19 protein-coding genes are annotated in these 20,884 nt (G+C 68.5%); 15 read left to right on the top strand and 4 right to left on the bottom strand.

Going from position 1 to position 20,884, the window contains the following annotated elements; all coding sequences use genetic code 11:
* Window positions 1-16: 16 nt before the first annotated feature.
* Window positions 17-2,086 (bottom strand): ATP-dependent helicase, encoded by a 2,070-nt coding sequence (locus tag A4F85_RS21410; protein WP_043780446.1) that lies wholly within the window; start codon window positions 2,084-2,086, stop codon window positions 17-19.
* A 281-nt stretch (window positions 2,087-2,367) separates the two neighbouring features.
* On the opposite strand from A4F85_RS21410, the gene A4F85_RS21405 reads away from it, so the two are divergent.
* The 9 genes from A4F85_RS21405 (at window position 2,368) to A4F85_RS21365 (ending at window position 9,618) form a co-directional block, all read left to right on the top strand.
* Window positions 2,368-3,114 carry a hypothetical protein gene (locus A4F85_RS21405; RefSeq protein WP_063327661.1) on the top strand — a complete coding sequence of 249 codons (747 nt, stop codon included), beginning with the start codon at window positions 2,368-2,370 and terminating at the stop codon, window positions 3,112-3,114.
* On the top strand, window positions 3,111-3,674 hold the full coding sequence (locus tag A4F85_RS21400; RefSeq protein WP_013800311.1) for a GTP-binding protein: 564 nt from the start codon (window positions 3,111-3,113) through the stop codon (window positions 3,672-3,674). The genes A4F85_RS21405 and A4F85_RS21400 overlap by 4 nt, the downstream gene beginning before the upstream one ends.
* Window positions 3,671-4,072, top strand: a complete 402-nt coding sequence (locus A4F85_RS21395) for a roadblock/LC7 domain-containing protein (RefSeq protein ID WP_012202489.1) — start codon at window positions 3,671-3,673, stop codon at window positions 4,070-4,072. Before A4F85_RS21400 ends, A4F85_RS21395 begins: the two co-directional genes overlap by 4 nt.
* 98 nt (window positions 4,073-4,170) lie before the next feature.
* A complete protein-coding gene (locus A4F85_RS21390) occupies window positions 4,171-4,530 on the top strand; it encodes a hypothetical protein (protein ID WP_012202490.1) in 360 nt (119 codons plus the stop codon).
* Window positions 4,531-4,658: 128 nt separating this feature from the next.
* Window positions 4,659-5,609 (top strand): AEC family transporter, encoded by a 951-nt coding sequence (locus tag A4F85_RS21385; RefSeq protein ID WP_063327660.1) that lies wholly within the window; start codon window positions 4,659-4,661, stop codon window positions 5,607-5,609.
* A 100-nt stretch (window positions 5,610-5,709) separates the two neighbouring features.
* Window positions 5,710-7,329 (top strand): glycosyltransferase family 39 protein, encoded by a 1,620-nt coding sequence (locus A4F85_RS21380; RefSeq protein WP_063327659.1) that lies wholly within the window; start codon window positions 5,710-5,712, stop codon window positions 7,327-7,329.
* Complete coding sequence (locus A4F85_RS21375) at window positions 7,326-8,330, top strand: glycosyltransferase family 2 protein (RefSeq protein WP_012202493.1); 1,005 nt, start codon at window positions 7,326-7,328, stop codon at window positions 8,328-8,330. Before A4F85_RS21380 ends, A4F85_RS21375 begins: the two co-directional genes overlap by 4 nt.
* 2 nt (window positions 8,331-8,332) lie before the next feature.
* Window positions 8,333-8,755 carry a GtrA family protein gene (locus A4F85_RS21370; protein WP_063327658.1) on the top strand — a complete coding sequence of 141 codons (423 nt, stop codon included), beginning with the start codon at window positions 8,333-8,335 and terminating at the stop codon, window positions 8,753-8,755.
* The gene (locus tag A4F85_RS21365; protein ID WP_063327657.1) at window positions 8,752-9,618 is read left to right on the top strand and encodes a ChbG/HpnK family deacetylase; all 867 of its coding nucleotides are present in this window, start codon (window positions 8,752-8,754) and stop codon (window positions 9,616-9,618) included. The genes A4F85_RS21370 and A4F85_RS21365 overlap by 4 nt, the downstream gene beginning before the upstream one ends.
* Window positions 9,619-9,794: 176 nt before the next feature.
* Here the strand turns inward: A4F85_RS21365 and A4F85_RS21360 are convergent, their stop codons facing one another.
* From A4F85_RS21360 to hemE, 3 genes are all read right to left on the bottom strand, one after another.
* The gene (locus A4F85_RS21360) at window positions 9,795-10,931 is read right to left on the bottom strand and encodes an asparaginase (protein ID WP_043824343.1); all 1,137 of its coding nucleotides are present in this window, start codon (window positions 10,929-10,931) and stop codon (window positions 9,795-9,797) included.
* Between the two features lie 223 nt (window positions 10,932-11,154).
* The gene (gene priA, locus A4F85_RS21355) at window positions 11,155-13,344 is read right to left on the bottom strand and encodes a replication restart helicase PriA (RefSeq protein ID WP_063327656.1); all 2,190 of its coding nucleotides are present in this window, start codon (window positions 13,342-13,344) and stop codon (window positions 11,155-11,157) included.
* A 524-nt stretch (window positions 13,345-13,868) separates the two neighbouring features.
* Window positions 13,869-14,981, bottom strand: a complete 1,113-nt coding sequence (gene hemE, locus A4F85_RS21350) for a uroporphyrinogen decarboxylase (protein ID WP_013800317.1) — start codon at window positions 14,979-14,981, stop codon at window positions 13,869-13,871.
* A gap of 177 nt (window positions 14,982-15,158) precedes the next feature.
* Here hemE and A4F85_RS21345 point away from each other — a divergent pair, with 177 nt between their 5' ends.
* The 6 genes from A4F85_RS21345 to A4F85_RS21320 all read left to right on the top strand — a co-directional run bounded on the left by A4F85_RS21345 (window position 15,159) and on the right by A4F85_RS21320 (window position 20,821).
* Window positions 15,159-16,148, top strand: a complete 990-nt coding sequence (locus A4F85_RS21345; protein ID WP_063327655.1) for a tripartite tricarboxylate transporter substrate-binding protein — start codon at window positions 15,159-15,161, stop codon at window positions 16,146-16,148.
* A gap of 231 nt (window positions 16,149-16,379) precedes the next feature.
* Entirely contained in the window at window positions 16,380-17,162 is a 783-nt protein-coding gene (locus tag A4F85_RS21340) for an enoyl-CoA hydratase-related protein (RefSeq protein WP_063328051.1), read from the top strand.
* Between the two features lie 11 nt (window positions 17,163-17,173).
* Complete coding sequence (paaI, locus tag A4F85_RS21335) at window positions 17,174-17,641, top strand: hydroxyphenylacetyl-CoA thioesterase PaaI (RefSeq protein WP_012202501.1); 468 nt, start codon at window positions 17,174-17,176, stop codon at window positions 17,639-17,641.
* An 11-nt stretch (window positions 17,642-17,652) separates the two neighbouring features.
* Complete coding sequence (gene paaK, locus A4F85_RS21330) at window positions 17,653-18,957, top strand: phenylacetate--CoA ligase PaaK (protein ID WP_063327654.1); 1,305 nt, start codon at window positions 17,653-17,655, stop codon at window positions 18,955-18,957.
* Window positions 18,958-18,974: 17 nt separating this feature from the next.
* Entirely contained in the window at window positions 18,975-19,634 is a 660-nt protein-coding gene (locus tag A4F85_RS21325; protein ID WP_063327653.1) for a TetR/AcrR family transcriptional regulator, read from the top strand.
* Between the two features lie 35 nt (window positions 19,635-19,669).
* Window positions 19,670-20,821 carry an ABC transporter substrate-binding protein gene (locus tag A4F85_RS21320; protein ID WP_013800322.1) on the top strand — a complete coding sequence of 384 codons (1,152 nt, stop codon included), beginning with the start codon at window positions 19,670-19,672 and terminating at the stop codon, window positions 20,819-20,821.
* Window positions 20,822-20,884 lie beyond the last annotated feature (63 nt).

Genomic DNA, 20,884 nt, shown 5'->3' with positions numbered 1-20,884 from the left:
CGGTGTCTTTCTGGAATCAGGAGTCGGCGGGCGTGGACTGCTGCGCCTTGAGGGCGAACTCGGCGCGCAGCTGGCGCAGCTTCTCGCGCGGGTCCTCGCGCGAGGTGGCGGCGTCCAGGCCCATTTCCTTGATGAAGCGGCTGGGCAGGGTGGAGACCATCTCGCGCCCCTTCTTGCGGCGCTTGGTCCAGCTCACGGCCAGCGAGCGCCGGGCGCGCGTGATGCCCACGTACATGAGGCGGCGCTCTTCCTGCAGGCGCTGGGCGGTTTCGTCGCTGACCTTCTGCTGGCGGCCGTTGTCGTCGTCGAGCTTGAAGGGCAGCATGCCCTCGGTCACGCCGACCAGCATCACATGCGGCCATTCCAGGCCCTTGGAGGCATGCAGGGTGGACAGGATGACCATGTCCTGCTCCTTCTCGCGCTCGCTGATGGTGGACAGCAGGGCGATGTTGCGTGCCACTTCCAGCAGGCTCTTGACCTCGGTGTGCGTGGTCGTGCCCGCCGCGTCCTCGATCTGGCCGCCGGCGCGCTGGGCCATCCAGTCGCAGAACTCCAGCACGTTGCTCCAGCGCGCGGCGGCGACCGATTCGCTGTCCTCGCTGTCGTAGAGGTACTGCTCGTAGCCGATCTCCTTGAGCCAGTCGAGCATGAAGCCGCGCGACTGCTCGGCGCCCAGCGTGTGGCGGGCGCGGTATTCGAGGTCGTTGATGTAGCGGCCGAACTCCAGCAGGCTGTCATGCGCCTTCTTGGGCAGGGCCGCTTCCAGCATGTGCGCGAACAGGGCGCCGAACATGCTGAGCTTGTGCTGCGAGGAAAACTCGCCCAGCTTGCCCAGCGTGGTGTGGCCTATGCCGCGCCTGGGCGTGCCGATGGCGCGCAGGAAGGCGGGGTCGTCGTCGTTGTTGATCCACAGCCGGAACCAGGCGCACAGGTCCTTGATCTCGGCGCGGTCGAAGAAGCTGGTGCCGCCCGAGACCTTGTAGGGAATGCTGGCCTTGCGCAAGGCCTTCTCGAAGGGCTTGGCCTGGTGGTTTGCTCGGTAGAGGATGGCGAAATCCTTCCAGTCCGGCGGCGGGTTGCTGGCCGCGCGCAGGCTCTGGATGCGGGCGACGGCGCGCTCGGCCTCGTGCTCCTCGGTGTCGCAGTCCACGATGCGCACGGGCTCGCCCTCGCCCAGCTCCGAGAACAGCGTCTTCGGATAGAGCTTGGGGTTGGGCTGGATGACGTTGTTGGCCGCGCGCAGGATGGCCGAGGTGGAGCGGTAGTTCTGCTCCAGCTTGATCACCTTGAGCTGCGGGAACTCCACCGGCAGCTTCTTGAGGTTGTCCAGCGTGGCGCCGCGCCAGCCGTAGATGCTCTGGTCGTCGTCGCCCACGGCGGTGAAGTGGGCGCGGCTGCCCACCAGCATCTTGAGCAGCTCGTACTGCGTGGCGTTGGTGTCCTGGTATTCGTCCACCAGCACATGGCCCAGCAGGCGCTGCCATTTCTCGCGCACCTCGATGTGGTTCTTGAGCAGGCGCATGGGCATGCCGATCAGGTCGTCGAAATCCACGCTCTGGTAGGCGGTCAGGCGCTCTTCGTAGCGCTGCATGATCAGCGCCGTGCTGCGCTCGTTGTCGTCCTGGGCCATGGCCAGGGCCTTGCGGCTGTCCCAGCCGGCGTTCTTCCAGTTGCTGATGGTCCACTGCCACTGGCGCGCCGTCGCCAGGTCGGTGGTGCCGCCCGAGCAGTCCTTGAGGATGCCCGTCACGTCGTCGGCGTCCAGGATGCTGAACTGGGGCTTGAGGCCCAGCACATGGCCGTCCTCGCGCACCATGCGCACGCCCAGGGCGTGGAAGGTGCACACCAGCACGTCCTTGGCCTGGCGGCCGATGAGGCCGGCCGCGCGCTCGCGCATTTCGGCTGCGGCCTTGTTGGTGAAGGTGATGGCCGCGATGCGGCGCGGCGCCATGCCCATCTCGATCAGGCGCCCGATCTTGTGCGTGATCACGCGTGTCTTGCCCGAGCCCGCGCCGGCCAGGACCAGGCAGGGGCCTTCGGTGTAGTGGACGGCCTGGAGCTGGGCCAGATTGAGTCCTGCGGACATGGGTGCGTTGCGCGGGGAAAGGCGTGAAAGTGAGGGAAGCGGGAGCATACCGCTTCGGGGATCGAGGCTATCAGGCCATGTGTAAGCACCCTTGGAATTCGGCGACAAATCTCGCGGCCACTCTGGTCCGTACTGTGGCGGCGTTGGTCTAAATAGAAAAGTTCACATTAAATCAAGTGAGTAATGTGTAAAAACTATCCAAAATATCAGTCTTCGCCGATGTTCTGTCACGGGCGAATCTGGTTTGTCCATTTCAGTTCCTATCCGGTGAGGTGTCAAAGATGGCTCGCACTACAGACGAGATCGGCCTGGCTGCCGAGCTGTGGTCTCCTCTGCTCAAGCAGCGTTTCGAGGCATTGTTCGCCGTGGCGTCCCGCAAGTCGCTGCGCGGCTGGCGGCAGGTGCCCCTGGTCAGCGCCCAGGTGCTGGTCGTCGATGGCAACATGCCCGCGCCCGAGGCTGCAGGGTGGATGCCCTGCGTGGTCTACGTGGGTGGAGTGCCCCAGGGACAGCACCTGGAGCGCACGCAGCAGCGACTGGCCACCTATCTGGACATGAATTTCACGCTGTCCGACCTGATCGACATGCTGGACCGGGCGGCCGTCTTCCTCATGGACTGGACGGTGCGCCAGCAGGTGGCGACGTCGCATACGCTGGCGCGGGCGCTGGACGATCTGCAGCAGCAGGGCGTGGACTGCCGCTACCGCTTCCAGCTCAAGGCCTGGGTGGCGCTGCCCGCGCCGTGGAACAACTCCGAATGTCTGCGTGCCCTGGCCATGCTGTGCCGTGGCCCCATGGAGGTGGCCCTGCTGTGCGAGCACAGCGGCATGCAGGCTCGCGCCGTGGCCGAACTGCTGCGCCATCCCCGGCTGCGCAGCCTGCTGGAGTGCAGCCTGCGGCCCGCGCGCGAAGACGATCTCCCGCCGCTGCGCCGCAGCCGCGCACAGGCGCCCGACGCGGTGGCCGGCCTGCCGCGCCAGTGGGTGCAAAAGCTGGCCGGATGGATCCGGCGCGGAGGAGTGGCATGAGCCTGTGGATGAACGCGCAGCCTGCTGCCGGGTTGGTACGGGTGAGCCTGGTGGGCCCCATGGGCATAGGCAAGACCACGGCGCTGCGCAGCCTGTGCGGCGCGTTGATGGCGGCGGCGGATGTGCCCAATCTGGACCGGGCCTCCCATTCCAAGGAGTTCACCACGGTGGGTGCCGAGTTCGGCGAGATCGACCTGGGCGGTGGAGAGCGGCTGCAGCTGGTGGGCAGCCCGGGGCAGGAACGCTTCGACTTCGTGCGCCGCTGGGTGCTCAATGCCTCGGTGGGCGTGCTGCTGATGGTGGATGTCTGCGACGCCCGCGCACCGGACTACGCGGCACAGTGCCTGGCCGAGATCGCCTCCCTGGAATCCGGGCCCCTGGTGGTGGTGGTCAGTTGCCGTGATGCCAGCGAGCAACAGCAGGAAGCATTCAGCAGCGCCTTGGCGGACAGAGGTCACGGTATAGTGCCTGTCATCCAGGCGGACCCCCGTGACCGGCAGCAGTTGCTGGATGCGCTGGGGGTGCTCGTTTCCTTGCTTTCCTTGCAAAGTCAGGTATGAAGACACCAACGCTTCCCCGGATTCCTCCCTCTCTGATCGAAGCTGGCAGCGATGTGCTCCACCGCGTGGTGGCGCCCCTGGAGGGCGTGCACATCGCCTTGCTGTGCACGCCTGACGGCTTCGAGATCACCTCCCTGCGGGTCAGGAGCGAACTGCCGACGGAGCGCCTGTCGGCCATGGCGGGCTCGCTCATGGCCATGGCCAGGGCCGTGGCCACCGAGATAGGCCACAAGTCCTGCCGGCGGCTGACCTTCGAGACCGAGCTGGGCACCGTCCTCTTCCAGGCCGTGGCCGGCAACCAGCCGGCCATCCTGTGCATGGTGGTCGATCAAAGCGCCCTGCTGGGCCGCGCGCTGTGGGCGGCGGGCGAAGTGGCCTCCGAACTGTCCCGTTCCTGATCCGCGGCATCCGCTGCAGAAGTTTGGTTTTCTTCCCCCGAGGAGCGGGCGCGGTGGTCCATCGCACAGCCTGCCCTTGCTATTTGAAAAGGTGGCATATGGCTTCGATACATGATTCTCTGAACGGCCTGCTGGGCATCGATGGCGCCCTGTGCGCGGCCCTGGTGGACAGCACCAGCGGCATGCTCATGGGCAGCGTGGGCTCCGGCCTCGACATGGAGCTGGCCGCTGCCGGCAACACGGAGGTGGTGCGCGCCAAGCTCAAGACCATGCGCATGCTCAAGCTCGATGACGCCATCGACGACATCCTGATCACCCTGACGCACCAGTACCACATCATCCGGCCCGTGGCCGCCCATGAAGGCGTGTTCTTCTACCTGGTGCTGGACAAGAGCCGCTCCAATCTGGCGCTGGCCCGCCGCAAGGTGCAGGACGTCGAGAAGGACCTGGCGCTGTAAGCGCACGCGCTTGTTGCGCTCACGCCCGACCTGCCGGATGCGGATTCCGGCAGGTTTTTTTTCGTCCGGCGTCCGCGCGGTGACACGGGCGCGCGGCAGCGGCACCGGCTTGCTGCCAGAATCGCCGCGTGCTGTCCGTCCTGCTGATCACCTTCCCCTTCTTCGCGCTTGTGGCCTGCGGCTTTGCGGCCACCTGGCGTGGCGTGCTGCCGCAGGCGGCGATACCGGGGCTCAACGCCTTCGTGCTGTATTTCGCGCTGCCCTGCATGCTGTTCCGCTTTGGCGCGCAGACGCCTATTGCCCAGCTGCTGGATGTGGGCGTCACCGTGGTCTACCTGCTGTGCGCGCTGCTGATGGTGGGCGCCACCGTGGCGCTGACCGTGCGGCGCGTGGGCTGGAACGATGCAGCCTTTGGCGCGCTGGTGGCGGCCTTCCCCAATACCGGCTTCATGGGCGTGCCCATGCTGGTGGCGCTGCTGGGCGAGCGTGCGGCGGGCCCGGTCATCGTCACCATGGCCATCGACATGGTGGTGACCACTTCGCTGTGCATTGCGCTGTCGCGCCTGGGGCTGCCGGGCGGGCATGGCGTGTCCGTGGCGCTGCGCAGGGCGTTTGCCGGCATGGCCGCCAATCCCATGCCCTGGGCCATCGTGCTGGGTGGCGTGGCCTCGGCGGCAGGCTGGACGCTGCCCGGCCCCATCGACCGCACCGTGGCCATGCTGGCGGGCGCGGCATCGCCCGTGGCGCTGTTCACCATTGGCGCCGTGCTGGCGCGCTCGCAGATGAACAGCCACGAGCGCGTGGCTGCGCGCGACTACGTGCCCATTGCGCTGGCCAAGCTGCTGGTCCACCCGCTGCTGGTCTGGGCCATGGCCCGCGCGGCCATGGCGCTGGGCCTGCCGCTCGGTGAAGAGGCCTTTGTGGCGCTGGTGCTGCTGGCTGCGCTGCCCAGCGCCAGCAATGTCTCGCTTCTGACCGAGCGCTTCGGGGCGCACGGCGGGCGCGTGGCCCGCATCATCCTGGTGTCCACGGTGCTGGCCTTCCTGAGCTTCTCGGGCGCCGTGGCGCTGATGACCTGAGCAGGCCCGGGCACACCTGAGCGGCAGGCCCGGGGCGCACGGGCATGCTGGTGCTCACTACAATCCCGCCCATGTTTTTTCACCACCTCGACGGGATCGCATGAAATCCTCCCCCTCTGCCCCGGCAGGCGTTCCCACGGGCGCGGCCCTGCTCTGGATGGTGACGCTGGCCTGCCTGCTCTGGGCCCTGGTGTCCTGGCTGGCCAATGGCAATCTGGACGGCTACCACGACATGCTGGAGAACTATGCCTGGGCCCAGCCGCTGCAGCTGGGCACGCACAAGCATCCGCCGTTCTTCGCCTGGGTGGTCGGCCTGTGGTTCATGGTGTTCCCGCAGAACGACGGCTTTTATCGCCTGCTGTCCTATGCCAATGTGGGCGTGGGCATCTGGGGCGTCTACGTGCTGGGCAGGCGCCTGGGGCTGGCGCGCCTGGCGCCGCTGGGCGCGGCCCTGTTGCTGTGGTGCTTTCCGTATACGACGCTGGCCGGCAAGTTCAACGCCAACAGCCAGCTGCTGTCCCTGTGGCCCTGGGCGGCGGCCCTGCTGCTGGCCAGCTGGCAGGAAAAGGGCGCGCGCGGCGTGGCCTTCAGCGTGGCGCTGGGCGTGGTCTCGGCCGCCTGCATGCTCAGCAAGTACTACAGCGGCGTGTTCCTGGCCGGTTTCCTGCTGCCCATCTTCCTGGTGCGTGAAGGGCGCCAGTGGCTGCTCACACCCCGGCCCTACGTGGCGCTGGCAGCCTTTGGCCTGGCGCTGGCGCCGCATGTGGCCTGGATTGCCCACCACCAGTGGGTGACGCTGGGCTATGCCATGGACCAGGGCGGCGGGCAGGTGGTGTGGGGCTATGTGCTGCGCTTTGCGCTGGCGCCCATCTTCTACTGGCTGCCGGCCTGGCTGGCCGTGTGCCTGGTGTATGGCTTCATGCAGGCCCGCCAGCAAGGCGGCGGCTGGCTGCGCTGGAGTGCGCGTTTCCTGCGCCGCAGCTGGTGCTGGCAGGGGCGCGGCGACACGCTGTTCTGGCTGGCCCTCATGCCCTGGCTTGCGACGCTGGGCTTTGGCGCCACCGGCGTGGTGGAGCTGTCCACGCCCTGGGCCATTCCCATCGGCTATGCCTTCGTGCTGCTGTGGCTGCGCAACCTGGACGCCGAGGCGCCCGCCGTGACGCAGGCCGCCCTGGCCGCGCTGCGCTGCGCCTGGTGGCCGAGCATGGCCGTGGTGCTGGTGATTGGCGTGGCCGCGGGTTGGGGCAATGCGCGCAAGAGCAGCTCCGACTACTACCGCCCCGCGGCCGATGCGGCGCAGGCCATCGTGCTGTCCTGGAACCAGCGCCACCCGCAGCAGCCGCTGCAGTGGGTGGGCGGCGACTGGGCGGAAAACGCCATGCTGTCTTTCTATGCCCAGCCGCATCTGCGCACCATTCCCGGCCTGCCCGACAGCGAATATGCGCGCGTGCTGGCGCTGCCGGACTGGCGCCAGCAGCCCGGGCTGCTGCTGTGCCCGCGCGGCCCGGTGGCCAGCGAGCCCGGCCCGACCGCGAAATCGCGCGACTGCGAGCAGCAGGCGCAGGCCTGGCTGGCGAAGCTGGGCCTGCCGCAGGAGGCGCGTGTGCTCACGGTGCAACGCTCGGGCTGGCGTTTTCCTCGGCCCAGTCCCTATGCCTATGCGGTTTTTGACGTGTTGCCGCGCGCGGGCAGCCAGCCCGCTGACAATGCTGGCCTATGACCGAATTGCATGCTGACATTGCTCCGGCCGCTCCCAAGGGGATGCTGCCGCGCCCCCCGCTGCGGCTGAGCTGCGTGGTGCCAGCCCACAATGAAGAGGGCAACCTGGAGGCGTTCCTGCGCGCCCTGGACGCGACGGTGCGCACGCTGACGCCCGACTACGAGCTGATCGTCGTCAACGACGGCAGCCGTGACGCCACGCACGAGATCGCGCTGCGCATGGCCCAGGAACTGCCCGTGCGCTATCTGGCGCTGTCGCGCAACTTCGGCAAGGAGGCGGCGCTGTCGGCCGGCATAGACCATGCGCGCGGCAACGCCGTTGTGCTGATCGACGCCGACTTCCAGCATCCGCTGGAGATGCTGCCCCAGATGTGCGAGCTGTGGCAGTCCGGCTACGACATGGTCTATGGCGTGATCGCCGACCGGGGCGCCGAAAGCGGCGCCAAGCGCGTGGGCACCAATCTGTTCTACCGGCTCATGAATGCCGGCAACCTGGTGAAGATCCCGCCCAATGCCGGCGACTTCCGCTGGCTGGACCGCTGCGTGGCCGACGCGCTCAAGGCCCTGCCGGAGAGCCACCGCTTCATGAAGGGCCTGTACGCCTGGGTGGGCTTCAAGGCCGCGGCCCTGCCGTTCGTGCCGGCCGACCGCACGGCCGGGGCGTCCAGCTTCAATTTCCGGCGCCTGGGCTCGCTGGCCCTGCTGGGACTGACCTCGTTCACCACCTTGCCGCTGCGCGTGTGGAGCGTGGTGGGCGGGATCATCTCGCTGGCGGCCCTGCTCTACGGCCTGTGGATCACCATGGAGACGCTGATCTTCGGCAACCCGCTGGACGGCTGGCCCACGCTGGCGGCCAGCATCATGCTGTTCTCGGGCGTGCAGCTGATGTCCATCGGCATCCTGGGCGAGTACATCGGCCGGATCTATGACGAGGTCAAGCGCCGTCCCACCTACCTGCTGGCGCGCGACGAAGACCGCAGCCCGCTGGCGCCACGGGACTAGCCATGCACGAAGTGATCGCACAGCTGCGCCGCCTGCCGCAGGCGCTGCAGTTCGTGCTGGTAGGGGGCTGCGCGGCCGCCACGCACCTGGCCGTGGTCGCCCTGCTGGTGCAACGGGTGGGCATGGCGCCGCTGCATGCCAACGTGCTGGCCTTTCTCGTGGCCTTCGTGGTCAGCTACAACGGCCATGCGCTGTTCACCTTCGTGCAGGCCGGGGCGCAAGGCTGGGCCGTGGCCGGCAAGTACTTCGCCGTGGCCTGTGCCTCCTTCGTGGCCAACGAGCTGCTGTACTGGGTGGCCCTGCACTGGCTGCACTGGCACTATTTCTGGAGCCTGGCCCTGGTGCTGGTGCTGGTGGCGGTGGGCACCTTCGTCTTCGCCAAGTTCTGGGCCTTTGCGGCCCCCGGCCGCAAGGAATCCTCATGAACACCGTACCTGCCAGAAACAACGGGGAGAAGGCCTTGGCCAGAACCGTCGTCCTGTGCGCCGACGACTATGCGCTGCACCCCCTGGTCGATGAAGCCGTGGAGCAGCTCACGCTGCAGGGCCGGCTGTCGGCCACCAGCTGCATGACCACCTCGCCGCACTGGAGGCAGGCCGCCAGGCGCCTGCCCGCGCTGCGCCCGCGCCTGTCGCTGGGCCTGCACTTCAACCTGACCGAAGGCCACGGCCTGCAGCCCGCCGCCGGCATCGGTGCCGTGATCGCGCGCGCCTATGCCGGCGCACTCGGCGGCGGCGCCATGCGCGACGCCTGGCGCCGCCAGCTCGACGCCTTCGAGGACGCGCTGGGCATGGCCCCCGACTTCATCGACGGCCACCAGCACGTGCACCAGCTCCCCGGCGTGCGCGCCGCGCTGGTGCAGGAATTGCGCCAGCGCTATGGCGACAACGCCGACGACCTGCCCTGGGTCCGCTCCACCACCCCGGCCGGCCAGCTCTGGCGCGACCCCAAGGCCGCCATCATCGCCCTGCTGGGCGGCTGGACCACCACCCGTCGCCTGCGCCGCCAGGGCGTGCCGCTCAACCACGGCTTCGGCGGCGTCTACGCCTTCGACCAGCCCACGCCCGAAGGCTATGGCCGCCACATGGCCCAATGGCTGGCCCAGCTGCAGCCCGGCAGCCTCATGATGTGCCACCCCGCCACCGCCCCCGTCCAGGGCGACGCCATAGGCGCCCAGCGCGCCGTGGAATACGCCTACCTGCGCTCCGACGCCTTCGCCCAGGCCCTGGAACAAGCGCACTGCCACATCGCCCAAGGCCCCCTCACCCCGCTGTTCACATCGAACTAGCAAGCGGCAATAGAAAAAGCCCCGCGAACGGGGCTTGGGACGAGGCTGCAAAAACCGGCGCGGCCCAAAGCGAGGGACACCGAGCAAGGGCCGCCCCGCAGCAAGGGTGTCGTCCCCCTCCCTTGCGAAGCAAGTAGAGAGGGGGAAGGCGCGCCAGCGCCTCAGGGGGTGCTTTATCAGTACTCCCAGAAGATGCGCTGCAACTGCTTCGTGTCCTGCGTCTTGGTCAGGGCCACGGCGGCCAGCAGGCGTGCCTTCTGTGGGTTCAGGTCATGGGCGACGACCCAGTCGTACTTGTCATCGGGCTGCTCGGCATTGCGCAGCACGAAGCCGGCCGGCACGCGCGAGCTGCGCACCACGATCACGCCCTTTTGGCGCAGTTCGTTGAGCTTGGGCACGATGCGGTCGGCCACCGAGCCATTGCCCGTGCCTGCATGCACGATGGCCTTGACGCCGGCCTTGCCCAGCGCGTCGATGGCCGTGGCGGGCACGTTGCCGTAGCCATAGACGATGTCCACGGCGGGCAGGTCGGTGATCTGCTCGATGTTGAACTCGCTGCCCCTGGTGTGGCGCTTGACGGGGGCGCGGAACCAGTAGGTCTTGCCCTCGACCACCATGCCCAGCGGGCCCCACTGGCTGGCGAAGGCATTGGTCTTGATGTTGGTGAGCTTGGCGACATCGCGTGCGGAGTCGATGTTGTCGTTCATGCTGACCAGCACGCCCTTGCCCGCCGAGTCCTTGGACGCGGCCGTGGCCACGGCGCCCAGCAGGTTCAGCGCGCCGTCGGCCGAGATGGCCGTGCCGGGGCGCATGGAGCCGACCATGACGATGGGCTTGTCGGTGGGCACCACCAGGTTCAGGAAGTAGCCGGTTTCCTCCAGCGTGTCCGTGCCGTGGGTGACGACGATGCCGTCCACGCCGGGCTGCTTGGCCAGCTCGTTGACGCGGCGTGCCAGCGTCAGCAGTTCCTTGTTGGTGAAGCTCTCGGAGGCGATCTGGAAGACCTGCTCGCCGGACACGTTGGCGATGTTGCTCAGCTCGGGCAGGCCGGCCAGCAGCTTGTCCACGGGCACCTTGGCGGCCGTGTAGGTGGCGCTGTTGACGGCGCTGGCGCCCGCGCCGGCAATGGTGCCGCCCGTGGCCAGGACGACCACGTTGGGCTTGCCGGCCTGTGCGGTGGGAGCGGGTGCAGGGGCGGTCGCCGTGGCGGGCGCTGCGGCTGCGGGGGCCTGGCTGGCGCCGGGCTGGGACGCGCAGCCTGCCAGCGCAAGCGCGACGGCCATCAAGGTCATACGGAAGGGGGTGAACGGCATGTATCGCTCCTGGAAAGGCATTGAATGATCCAGCCTTGTGGGCTGAATGCGGCACGATGCAATAAACATGCCCCGCCTGCATCAGCGCAAATCCCGATGGGAGCCGTGCGGCGAATGCGCTAAAAGCGCTTCCGAAAAAGGAGCGGTGAACGCTTTGCGGGATTGCGCCCAAGGCCTGAAAGGCTTGAGGTTTTTTGGGGCCGTTCCAAAGGCCGTGCCACGCTCAGATGGCCAGCGGGTCCACGTCCACCAGCCAGCGCACCAGGGCGCGGTGCCCGGGCTGTGCCCTGATCCAGTGCAGGTGCGCCTGCCAGGCCCAGAGAAAGCGCAGCAGGGCGGGCCGCTGGGCCGACTCGATCAGCATCTGCGCGCGCTCCACATTGGCCACGCGCTGCACGGACATGGGAATGGGCGGGTAGAGAAAGACATCGTCCACATGGGGCAGGCCGGCCTGGCGGGCGGCCTCGGCCGCAGCGGCCAGGAAGGCCTGGGCGGCTTCCTGCGTGCGCGCATCGGCCCGCACGATGGCCTGGAAGGCGAAGGGCGGCATGCCCGCATCGCGCCGCTCGCGCAACTGGCGCGCGGCGAAGGCCGGGTAGTCGTGCGAGCGCAGCGCGGTGTAGACGGGGTGGGACGGGTCGTGCGTCTGTATCCACATCTCCGGGTGGCTGCCCTGGGCGGCCACGTAGTGCGCGTCGCGCCCTGCGCGGCCGGCGGCCTGCATCAGCAGGCTGAACAGGCGCTCGGGCGCTCGGTAGTCGCTGGAGAAAAGAGCGCTGTCGGGCTGCACGGCCGCCACCAGGGTGATGCGCCGGAAGTCATGGCCCTTGGCCACCATCTGGGTGCCCACCAGCACGTCGATGTCGCCCGCATGCACCTGGGCCAGTTGCTCCTCCAGCGCGCCCTTGGCGCGCGTGGTGTCGGCGTCGATGCGCGCCACGCGGGCGGGCTCGCGGTCGGGGCGCTGCACATTGCGCAGCAGGCGGGCCAGTTCTTCCTCCAGCTGCTCCGTGCCCTTGCCCAGCGGCAGGATGTCGGGATTGCCGCAGCCAGGGCAGGCCATGGGCACGCGCTGGGTGTAGCCGCAGTGGTGGCAGCGCAGCGTGCGGTCGGCCTTGTGGAAGACCTGGTGGGCGCTGCAGTGCGGGCAGTCGCTTTTCCAGCCGCAGTCGGCGCAGAACAGCACGGGCGCGAAGCCGCGGCGGTTGAGCAGCACCAGGCTTTGCTCGCCGCGCTGCACGCGCTCGGTGATGGCATCGATCAGCGGCGGCGAGAACACGGCCTTGCGCGGCTGCTGGCCCATGTCCACCAGGCGCACGCGCGGCAGGGCGGCCGCGCCGATGCGGCTGGGCATGTGCAGGCGCAGGTAGCGGCCGCCCTGCGGCTCGTCGGCATTGGGCGGGCGGCTGGCGTGCCAGCTCTCCAGCGACGGCGTGGCACTGCCCAGGATGACCTTGGCGCCGGTATCGCGCGCGCGCCAGATGGCCAGGTCGCGCGCCGAATAGCGTGCGCCTTCCTGCTGCTTGTAGCTGGCGTCGTGCTCCTCGTCCACCACGATGAGCGACAGGCCCGGCAGGCTGGCGAAGACCGACATGCGCGTGCCCAGCACGATGCGCGCCACGCCGGTGTGCGCGGCCAGCCAGCTCTTGAGCCGCTGGGGGTTGGTCATTGCGCTGTGCATGCTGACCACGCAGGCGGCGCCGTACTGCGGCGCGAAACGCTCCGTGAAGCGCTGCTCCAGCTGGGGCGTGAGGTTGATCTCGGGCACCATCACCAGCACCTGGGCGCCGGGGTCGGCGTCCAGTGCGGCCTGGGTGGCTCTCAGATAGACCTCGGTCTTGCCGCTGCCCGTGCTGCCGAAGAGCAGAAAGGGGCCGGGATGGGCGGCGATCTGCGTGAAGACGTCGGCCTGCTCGGCGCTGAGGACGATGGGGGGAATGTCTGCGGCGGCCGGGGCCGGTGCGAGCGCTGATGCAGGCGCCTGTTCCGCCTGTTCCTCTTTTGCAGCCTTGGCCGCTCTCTTCGCCGCGGCCTTGGTCGGCCTGAGCCGGCGCGCCAGTTGCTCGGCCGTCATCTCGCGCAGTTGCGGGGGCAGGGCCGTCACGGCGATTTCGCCCACGCTGCGCTGGTAGTAGTAGGCGGCGAAGGCCACCAGCCGGCGCCAGGCGGCTGGCAGCGGCGCAATGCCCTGCAGCACGGCGGCGATGGGGCGCAGCTCCACGCCTTCGGGCATGGCTGCGGGGCGGGGCGGGGCGTCCCAGACCACGCCCAGCAGGTCCCGGCGACCCAGGGGCACACGCACCAGGGTGCCGGCCTCCAGGGGCTGGTCGCAGGTGTAGCTCAGCAGTTCGCCCACGGCGCTGTGCGCCGGCGTCTGGACGGCGACATGGACGGTGTGGGCGGGGAGGGACATGCGAATGCGGGGAAAGCGGGGCCTGAAAACGCGGGCGCCGCACGGCAGGGCCTGCAGCAACCAAGCCGCCAAGCATAAGCCTTTGGCGCTGCCCGGGACCTGGGTGCGGCGTTCTACACCAGACGCCCCGGCCGGTGACTGCGGGTTTCTGGGTATATCGTCAATTTCTGTGGATAACTTTGTGGGGATTATTCGGATCTATGGGCATGCACCTGCTTATCCGGCCTTGCCAATCGGTGCATGCTGAAAATGTTGCTATCAAAAAAATTATTCAAAAACAATGGCTTATATCGATATGTCGCCGGCGTGCAGGCGCGGATGACAACTGCCACTCCTAGGGCCTCGCTCGGATTTTTCTGTGCATAAGATGGTCTGTGGCCATCTTGTGCAGCAAGCGGCTGTCGGGTACCCGGCTTGTGGACAGCGGGGCCTTGCCGGGCCGTTGGCGGCCCCGGCAGGGGCCGGCGCTGCGCTGGCGTCCGGCCCTGGGGTTCGGGAGAAGCGGGGGCGGGGAGGCGGCTCGCTCAGCGCTGGCGCAGGGCGCGCGAATGGCTGTGCACGGTCTCCACCAGGGCCGCCACATGCTCGGGCGGCGTGAACTGGCTGATGCCGTGGCCCAGGTTGAAGATGTGCGTGGGGCCCGTGGTGGTCCTGTCGGTGTGCGGAGCGCCGAAGCTGTCGAGCACGGCGCGTGCCTGCTCGGCCACGCGCTCGGGCGGTGCGAACAGCACATTGGGGTCGATGTTGCCCTGCAGCGCCTTGCCGGGTCCGCCCACCTCGCCGCCGACGATGGCGCGGGCGCGGGCCAGGTTGGCCGTCCAGTCCAGGCCCAGCACCTCGCAGTCCAGGTCCTTCATGTCGGGCAGCCAGATGCCGCCGCCCTTGGTGAAGACGATGCGCGGCACGTCCTGCCCATCGACGCCCGTGCGCTTGAGTCCGGCCAGCACGCGCTTGGTATAGGCCAGGCTGAATTCCTGGAAGGCGCCGTCGGCCAGCACACCGCCCCAGCTGTCGAACACCATCACGGCCTGGGCGCCCGCATCGATCTGGGCGTTGAGGTAGGCGGCCACGCTGTCGGCGTTGACGGACAGGATGCGGTGCATCAGGTCGGGGCGCGCATACATCAGGCTCTTGACCAGGCGGTAGTCGTCGCTGCCCTTGCCCTCGACCATGTAGCAGGCCAGGGTCCAGGGGCTGCCCGAGAAACCGATCAGCGGCACGCGGCCATCGAGCGCGCGGCGGATGCTGGTCACGGCGTCGAACACATAGCGCAGCTTGTCCATGTCGGGCACGGCCAGCTCGGCCACGGCGGCCTCGTCGCGCACCACCTTGGCAAAGCGCGGGCCTTCGCCTTCGGCAAAGGACAGGCCCAGGCCCATGGCGTCGGGCACGGTCAGGATGTCGGAGAACAGGATGGCCGCGTCCAGCGGGAAGCGCTCCAGTGGCTGCAGCGTGACCTCGGTGGCGTAGTCCACGTTGGTGGCCAGACCCATGAAGCTGCCGGCCCGGGCGCGCGTGGCCTTGTATTCGGGGAGATAGCGGCCCGCCTGGCGCATCAGCCACAGCGGCGTGTAGTCGGTGGCCTGGCGCCGGCAGGCGCGCAGGAAGGTGTCGTTGGTCAGGGGGGCGAAGCTCATGGTGGGCGATTGTCGCCGAGTCGGCTTCGCCAGGCTGTCGCGATGCCCGAGCGGCGCAGGGCGTCTTGCCTCGGGTTAACCCTGGTCAATATCGGCGGCAACGGGCTTTTTGAGGCCGCTACATTGTGCGGCGTGCGTTCCGCACGGGAATCCGTCCATGCAAGGAGAGAGTTTGCGATGCAGCGAAGAACCCTGACCCAGATCCTGGCCCTGGCCCCGGCTGTTTCGGCCGCCAGCTGGCTGGCTGGAAGTGCCACGGCGGCCGAGCCGCTGTTTCCGGGCAAGGCGCCGCTGCGCATCGTCGTGGGCTACCCGCCCGGTGGCGCCACCGACCGCGTGGCGCGCATCGTGGCCGACAAGCTGCAGGCGCGCGTGGGCTCGCCCGTGGTGGTGGAGAACAAGCCCGGCGCGGGCGGCCGCCTGTCGGCCCAGTATGTGAAGAACGCGCCGGCCTCCCAGCCCGCGCTGCTGCTGGCCAACCCGGCCGTGATGCTGGTGGCGCCCCTGGTGTTCCCCGACTCGGGCTACGACCCCGACAAGGACTTCCGCCCGGTCAGCGAGGTCAATCGCTACGAATTCGGCGTGGCCGTGGCCAGTGCCGTGCCCGTCAGGCAGCTGTCGCACCTGCTGGCCTGGCTGCGTGCCAATCCGCAGCAGGCCAACGTGGGCGTGCCGGCCACGGGCAGCCTGCCGCACTTCTTCTCGCTGATGCTGGGCGAGGCCGCCAAGGTCCGGACCGAAACCGTGGGCTACAAGGGCTCGGCCCCGCTGCTGACCGACCTGGTGGGCGGCCAGGTGCCGCTGGCCATCGACACCTTCGACGTGCTGCTGCCCCAGCACGAGGCCGGCAAGATCCGCGTGCTGGCCGTGTCGGGCGAGCGCCGCAGCACCATGGCGCCGGACATTCCCACGCTCAAGGAATCGGGCCTGAACCTGTCGGGCATGGGCTGGAACACCTTGTTCGCGCCGCAGAGCATGGCGCCCGACGTTGCCGAGCGCCTGTCGCGCATGGTGCAGGAGATCATGAAGGAGCCCGACACGCGCCAGAAATTCGAGGCCAGCCGGCTGACCCCGGTCTCCAGCAGCAGCGCGCAGACGGCCGAGATGCTCAAGGCCTACCGCGCGCAGTGGACGCCGGTGGTGCAGCGCTCGGGCTTCAAGCCCTGAACCTTCGACAAAAATGGCCCGTGCGGGCCTTTTTTCATCGCCGGGCCGCCCCAAGATGAAAAACGCCCCCTCGGGGGGCAGCGTGGGGGTCATTTTTCATGGGGCCTAGGGGTTTCCTCGGTGCCTGGGCGCTTGTGGTGGAAAGGGTCTGGCGACTAACATTTACCGACCATTCGGTAAATTATGTTTGATCTGCCGCATAAAGACGGCAGACAGGCCACGGAGACTTTCATGCCCCCATCGCTGGTTCTGGTTGAGCAGCACGACGCCGTCCGCACCCTGGTGCTGAACCGCCCCGACGCGCTCAACAGCTTCAACGCGCAACTGCACGAGCAGCTGCTTTCGGCCCTGGAGCAGGCCGCCGGCGATGCCACGGTTCGCTGCGTGGTGCTCACGGGCGCGGGGCGCGGCTTTTGCGCGGGCCAGGACCTGTCCGACCCCGAGGCCGCGCCCGACCAGAACCTGGGCGACCTGATCGAGCGCCGCTACCAGCCGCTGTGCCTGCGGCTCAAGTCCATGCCCGTGCCCGTGGTGGCCGCCGTCAATGGCGTGGCCGCCGGTGCGGGCGCCAATATCGCGCTGGCCTGCGACCTGGTGCTGGCCGCGCGCTCGGCCAGCTTCATCCAGGCCTTTGCCAAGATCGGCCTGGTGCCCGACTGCGGCGGCACCTGGCTGCTGCCGCGCCTGGTGGGCCGTGCGCGTGCCCTGGGCCTTGCGCTGCTGGGCGACAAGCTGCCTGCGGCCGAGGCCGAACGCATCGGCCTGATCTGGCGCTGCGTGGAAGATGCCGATTTGCGCAGCGAGGCCCAGGCCCTGGCCCAGCGCCTGGCCGCCATGCCCGTGCGGGCCCTGGCGCGCACGCGGGAGGCCATGGACTCGGCCCAACTGCTGGACTACGAGCATGCGCTCACGCGCGAGGCGCGCCAGCAGGGCCAGCTGGGCGCGGCCCACGACTACCAGGAGGGCGTGGCCGCCTTCCTGGGCAAGCGGGCTGCCGTGTTCTCGGACCGTTGAGGAGCGGCGCCATGCAAGACACCCATACCCCGGACGAAGCCGCACAGCGCCTGGCCGAACAGGTGCGCGACGGCATGCTGGCGCGCGACCGCGCCGCGCAAGGCCTGGGCCTGCGCATCACGGACATCGCCCCCGGCGCGGCGCGCATGGAAATGGCCGTGCGCGACGACATGCTCAACGGCTTTGATATCTGCCACGGCGGCTTCATCACGGCGCTGGCCGACACGGCCTTTGCCTATGCCTGCAATGCGCGCAACGAGATGACGGTGGCCTCGGGCCTGAGCGTGGACTTCGTCGCGCCCGGCCGGCCCGGCGACGTGCTCACGGCCCAGGCCCGCGAAATCTCGCGCGCAGGCCGCACCGGCGTCTATGACGTGCAGGTCACCAACCAGCGCCAGGAAGTGATCGCGCTGTTCCGTGGCCGCTCGCACAGCTTCAAGGGCCGGCCCACCGTGCCCGGCCTGACAGAGCCCGCCTGAAGAGGTCCGCCATGTCCCTGCAGCGCCCCGCCCCCGGCGAACTCGACCCCATCGAAACCGCCAGCCGCGACGAGATCGCCTCGCTGCAGCTGCTGCGCCTGCGCTGGTCGCTGCAGCATGCCTACGACAACGTGCCGCACTACCGCCGCGCCTTCGACGAAAAGGGCGTGCATCCGTCCGATCTGCGCACGCTGTCCGACCTGGCCCGCTTTCCCTTCACCACCAAGAAGGACCTGCGCGAGAACTACCCGTTCGGCATGTTCGCCGTGCCGCGCCAGAAGGTGGCGCGCGTGCATGCCTCCTCGGGCACCACAGGCAAGCCCACGGTCGTGGGCTACACGTTGAATGACATCGACAACTGGGCCAACCTGGTGGCGCGCTCCATCCGCGCGGCGGGCGGGCGGCCCGGCGACATGGTGCATGTGGCCTATGGCTACGGCCTGTTCACGGGCGGCCTGGGGGCGCACTACGGCGCCGAGCGCGCGGGCTGCACCGTGGTGCCCATGTCGGGCGGGCAGACCGAAAAGCAGGTGCAGCTGATCCAGGATTTCCGGCCCGACATCATCATGGTCACGCCCAGCTACATGCAGGTGATCGTGGAGGAGATGCAGCGCCAGGGCCTGGACCCGCGCGCAAGCTCCTTGAAGATCGGCATCTTCGGCGCCGAGCCCTGGACCGAGGCCATGCGCCGCGAGATCGAGGGCAAGGCGGGGCTGGATGCCGTGGACATCTACGGCCTGTCCGAAGTCATGGGCCCAGGCGTGGCCAGCGAATGCGTGGAGAGCAAGGACGGGCCGGTGATCTGGGAAGACCATTTCTACCCCGAGATCATCGACCCGGACACGGGCGAGGTGCTGCCCGACGGCAGCGAGGGCGAGCTGGTCTTCACGTCGTTGAGCAAAGAAGCCATGCCCATCGTGCGCTACCGCACGCGGGATTTGACCCGGCTGCTTGCGCCGACCTCGCGCAGCTTCCGGCGCATGGGCAAGATCGTGGGGCGCAGCGACGACATGCTCATCATCCGCGGCGTGAACCTGTTTCCCACGCAGATCGAGGAGATCGTGCTGCAGAACGCCCAGCTGTCGGGCCAGTACCAGCTGGTGGTCACGCGCGACGGCAACCTGGACCGGCTGGCCGTGCGCTGCGAGATGCAGCCGGGCACGCAGGGCGACACCGAGGCGCTGGCACTGTGGGTGCAGCAGCGCATCAAGACCCTGGTCGGCGTGAGCGCCGAGGTCGAGGTGCTGCGACCCGATTCCATAGAGCGCACCCTGGTGGGCAAGGCCCGCCGCGTGATCGACCACCGCAGCCGCTGAGCGCGCACAGGAGTCCCATGGCCCGAGGCCGATCTTCCGGATACGACGACCAGCGCGAACTGATCCTGGGCCATGCCGCCGCGCTGTTCGCGCGCAGCGGCTACCCCGGCACTTCGATGAACGAGGTGGCCCAGGCCTGCGGCCTGTCCAAGCCCACCATCTACCACTACTTCCGCGACAAGTACGCGCTGCTGGTGGACATCACCGATGGCCACATGACGCGGCTGCAGGCCCTGGTGGACGAGGTGCAGTCCATGGGCCTGCCGCCCGAGCCGCGGCTGCGCATGCTTATCGAGCGCTTCGTGCAGGAATACGCCCATGCCCGCCATGCCCACCGCGTGCTGACCGAGGACGTGCGCTTCCTGCAGGACGACGACCGCCAGCGCGTGCTGGGCAAGGAGCGCGCCGTGGTCGAGACCTTTGCCCAGGCGGTGGCCCAGCTGCGGCCGGACGCCGATGGCGCGGGCCTGTCCAAGGCGCTGGCCATGCTGCTGTTCGGGATGATGAACTGGATGTTCACCTGGCTGCGGCCCGATGGCTCGCTGGACCACGAGGCCATGGCCCCCGTGGTGGCCGACCTGTTCCTCGGAGGCCTGCCGGCCGTGCAGACCCCAGGCAAACCCGGGCATCAAACCGCTGGCAAAAAAATAGTTACCACGGTAAATTGTGGCGCCTGAAGGTGCCACGCCCCATCCAACACAAGGAGACAGACATGAAGCGTTTGACGAAACTGGGCCTGCTGGCCGCGACCCTGGCCACGGTCTGGGGATCGGCCCTGGCCGACATCAATGTGGGCGTGGTGGTCTCGGCCACCGGACCGGCGGCCTCCCTGGGCATTCCCGAAAAGAACACCGTGGCGCTGATGCCGCGCACGGTGGCGGGCCAGAAGGTCAACTACATCATCCTGGACGACGCCTCCGACACCACGGCGGCCGTGGCCAACACGCGCAAACTGATCAGTGAGAGCAAGGTCGATGTCATCCTGGGCTCCAGCATCACGCCCAACTCGCTGGCCATGGTGGACGTGGTCTCCGAGGCCAAGACGCCCATGATCACGCTGGCGGCCTCGGCCAAGATCGTCGAGCCCATGGATGCCAAGAAGTTCTGGGTCTTCAAGACGCCCCAGCACGACGCCATGATGGCCGCCGCCATCGGCGAGCACATGGCCAAGGCCGGCATCAAGACCGTGGGCTACATCGGCTTCAACGACGCCTACGGTGAAAGCTGGCTGCAGGAGTTCCGCAAGGTGGCCGAGGCCAAGGGCATCAAGCTCACCGCCACCGAGGCCTATTCGCGCAGCGATACCTCGGTCACGGGCCAGACGCTCAAGCTCATGTCCGCCAAGCCCGATGCGGTGCTGATCGCAGGCTCGGGCACGCCGGCCGCGCTGCCGCAGAAATCGCTCAAGGAGCGCGGCTACCAGGGCAAGATCTACCAGACCCACGGCGTGGCCAATGCCGACTTCCTGCGCGTGGGCGGCAAGGATGTGGAAGGCACGCTGCTGCCCGCCGGCCCCGTGCTGGTGGCCCACCAGCTGCCCGACAGCAATCCGGTCAAGAAGTCTGCCGTCTCCTATGTGGAGGCCTACGAGGCCGCCAACGGCAAGGGCACGGCATCGACCTTTGGCGCGCATTCCTGGGATGCGGGCCGCGTGCTCGAAGCGGCGATTCCCGCCGCGCTCAAGAAGGCCCAGCCCGGCACGGCCGAGTTCCGCGCCGCCCTGCGCGATGCGCTGGAGCAGACCAAGGACGTGGCCGGCGCCCACGGCATCTTCAACATGACGCCCACCGACCACCTGGGCCTGGACCAGCGCGCGGCCGTCATGGTCAAGATCGAGAACGGCACCTGGAAGTACCAGCCCTGAACCTGCGGGCCTGAGGCCGCAGCGGCTGCCGCACCTGGCGGCGGCCGCTGTGGCGCTCGGCCG

The organism is Delftia sp. GW456-R20, assembly GCF_001622915.1.
GTDB classification, from domain to species: Bacteria; Pseudomonadota; Gammaproteobacteria; order Burkholderiales; family Burkholderiaceae_C; genus Comamonas; species Comamonas acidovorans.
Note: the sequence above shows the minus strand (reverse complement) of the source record. Positions and strands in the feature narration are given on the sequence as shown.

What these genes read in the sequence shown, in the direction of transcription:
- A4F85_RS21370 (WP_063327658.1), top strand. Translation starts at nt 8,333, where the DNA reads ATGCACGAAGTGATCGCACAGCTGCGCCGCCTGCCGCAGGCGCTGCAG.
- A4F85_RS21390 (WP_012202490.1), top strand. Translation starts at nt 4,171, where the DNA reads ATGGCTTCGATACATGATTCTCTGAACGGCCTGCTGGGCATCGATGGC.
- A4F85_RS21375 (WP_012202493.1), top strand. Translation starts at nt 7,326, where the DNA reads ATGACCGAATTGCATGCTGACATTGCTCCGGCCGCTCCCAAGGGGATG.
- paaK (WP_063327654.1), top strand. Translation starts at nt 17,653, where the DNA reads ATGTCCCTGCAGCGCCCCGCCCCCGGCGAACTCGACCCCATCGAAACC.
- A4F85_RS21380 (WP_063327659.1), top strand. Translation starts at nt 5,710, where the DNA reads ATGAAATCCTCCCCCTCTGCCCCGGCAGGCGTTCCCACGGGCGCGGCC.
- A4F85_RS21345 (WP_063327655.1), top strand. Translation starts at nt 15,159, where the DNA reads ATGCAGCGAAGAACCCTGACCCAGATCCTGGCCCTGGCCCCGGCTGTT.
- A4F85_RS21365 (WP_063327657.1), top strand. Translation starts at nt 8,752, where the DNA reads ATGAACACCGTACCTGCCAGAAACAACGGGGAGAAGGCCTTGGCCAGA.
- A4F85_RS21320 (WP_013800322.1), top strand. Translation starts at nt 19,670, where the DNA reads ATGAAGCGTTTGACGAAACTGGGCCTGCTGGCCGCGACCCTGGCCACG.
- paaI (WP_012202501.1), top strand. Translation starts at nt 17,174, where the DNA reads ATGCAAGACACCCATACCCCGGACGAAGCCGCACAGCGCCTGGCCGAA.
- A4F85_RS21340 (WP_063328051.1), top strand. Translation starts at nt 16,380, where the DNA reads ATGCCCCCATCGCTGGTTCTGGTTGAGCAGCACGACGCCGTCCGCACC.
- A4F85_RS21400 (WP_013800311.1), top strand. Translation starts at nt 3,111, where the DNA reads ATGAGCCTGTGGATGAACGCGCAGCCTGCTGCCGGGTTGGTACGGGTG.
- A4F85_RS21395 (WP_012202489.1), top strand. Translation starts at nt 3,671, where the DNA reads ATGAAGACACCAACGCTTCCCCGGATTCCTCCCTCTCTGATCGAAGCT.
- A4F85_RS21410 (WP_043780446.1), bottom strand. Translation starts at nt 2,086, where the DNA reads ATGTCCGCAGGACTCAATCTGGCCCAGCTCCAGGCCGTCCACTACACC.
- A4F85_RS21405 (WP_063327661.1), top strand. Translation starts at nt 2,368, where the DNA reads ATGGCTCGCACTACAGACGAGATCGGCCTGGCTGCCGAGCTGTGGTCT.
- A4F85_RS21325 (WP_063327653.1), top strand. Translation starts at nt 18,975, where the DNA reads ATGGCCCGAGGCCGATCTTCCGGATACGACGACCAGCGCGAACTGATC.
- hemE (WP_013800317.1), bottom strand. Translation starts at nt 14,981, where the DNA reads ATGAGCTTCGCCCCCCTGACCAACGACACCTTCCTGCGCGCCTGCCGG.
- A4F85_RS21360 (WP_043824343.1), bottom strand. Translation starts at nt 10,931, where the DNA reads ATGCCGTTCACCCCCTTCCGTATGACCTTGATGGCCGTCGCGCTTGCG.
- priA (WP_063327656.1), bottom strand. Translation starts at nt 13,344, where the DNA reads ATGTCCCTCCCCGCCCACACCGTCCATGTCGCCGTCCAGACGCCGGCG.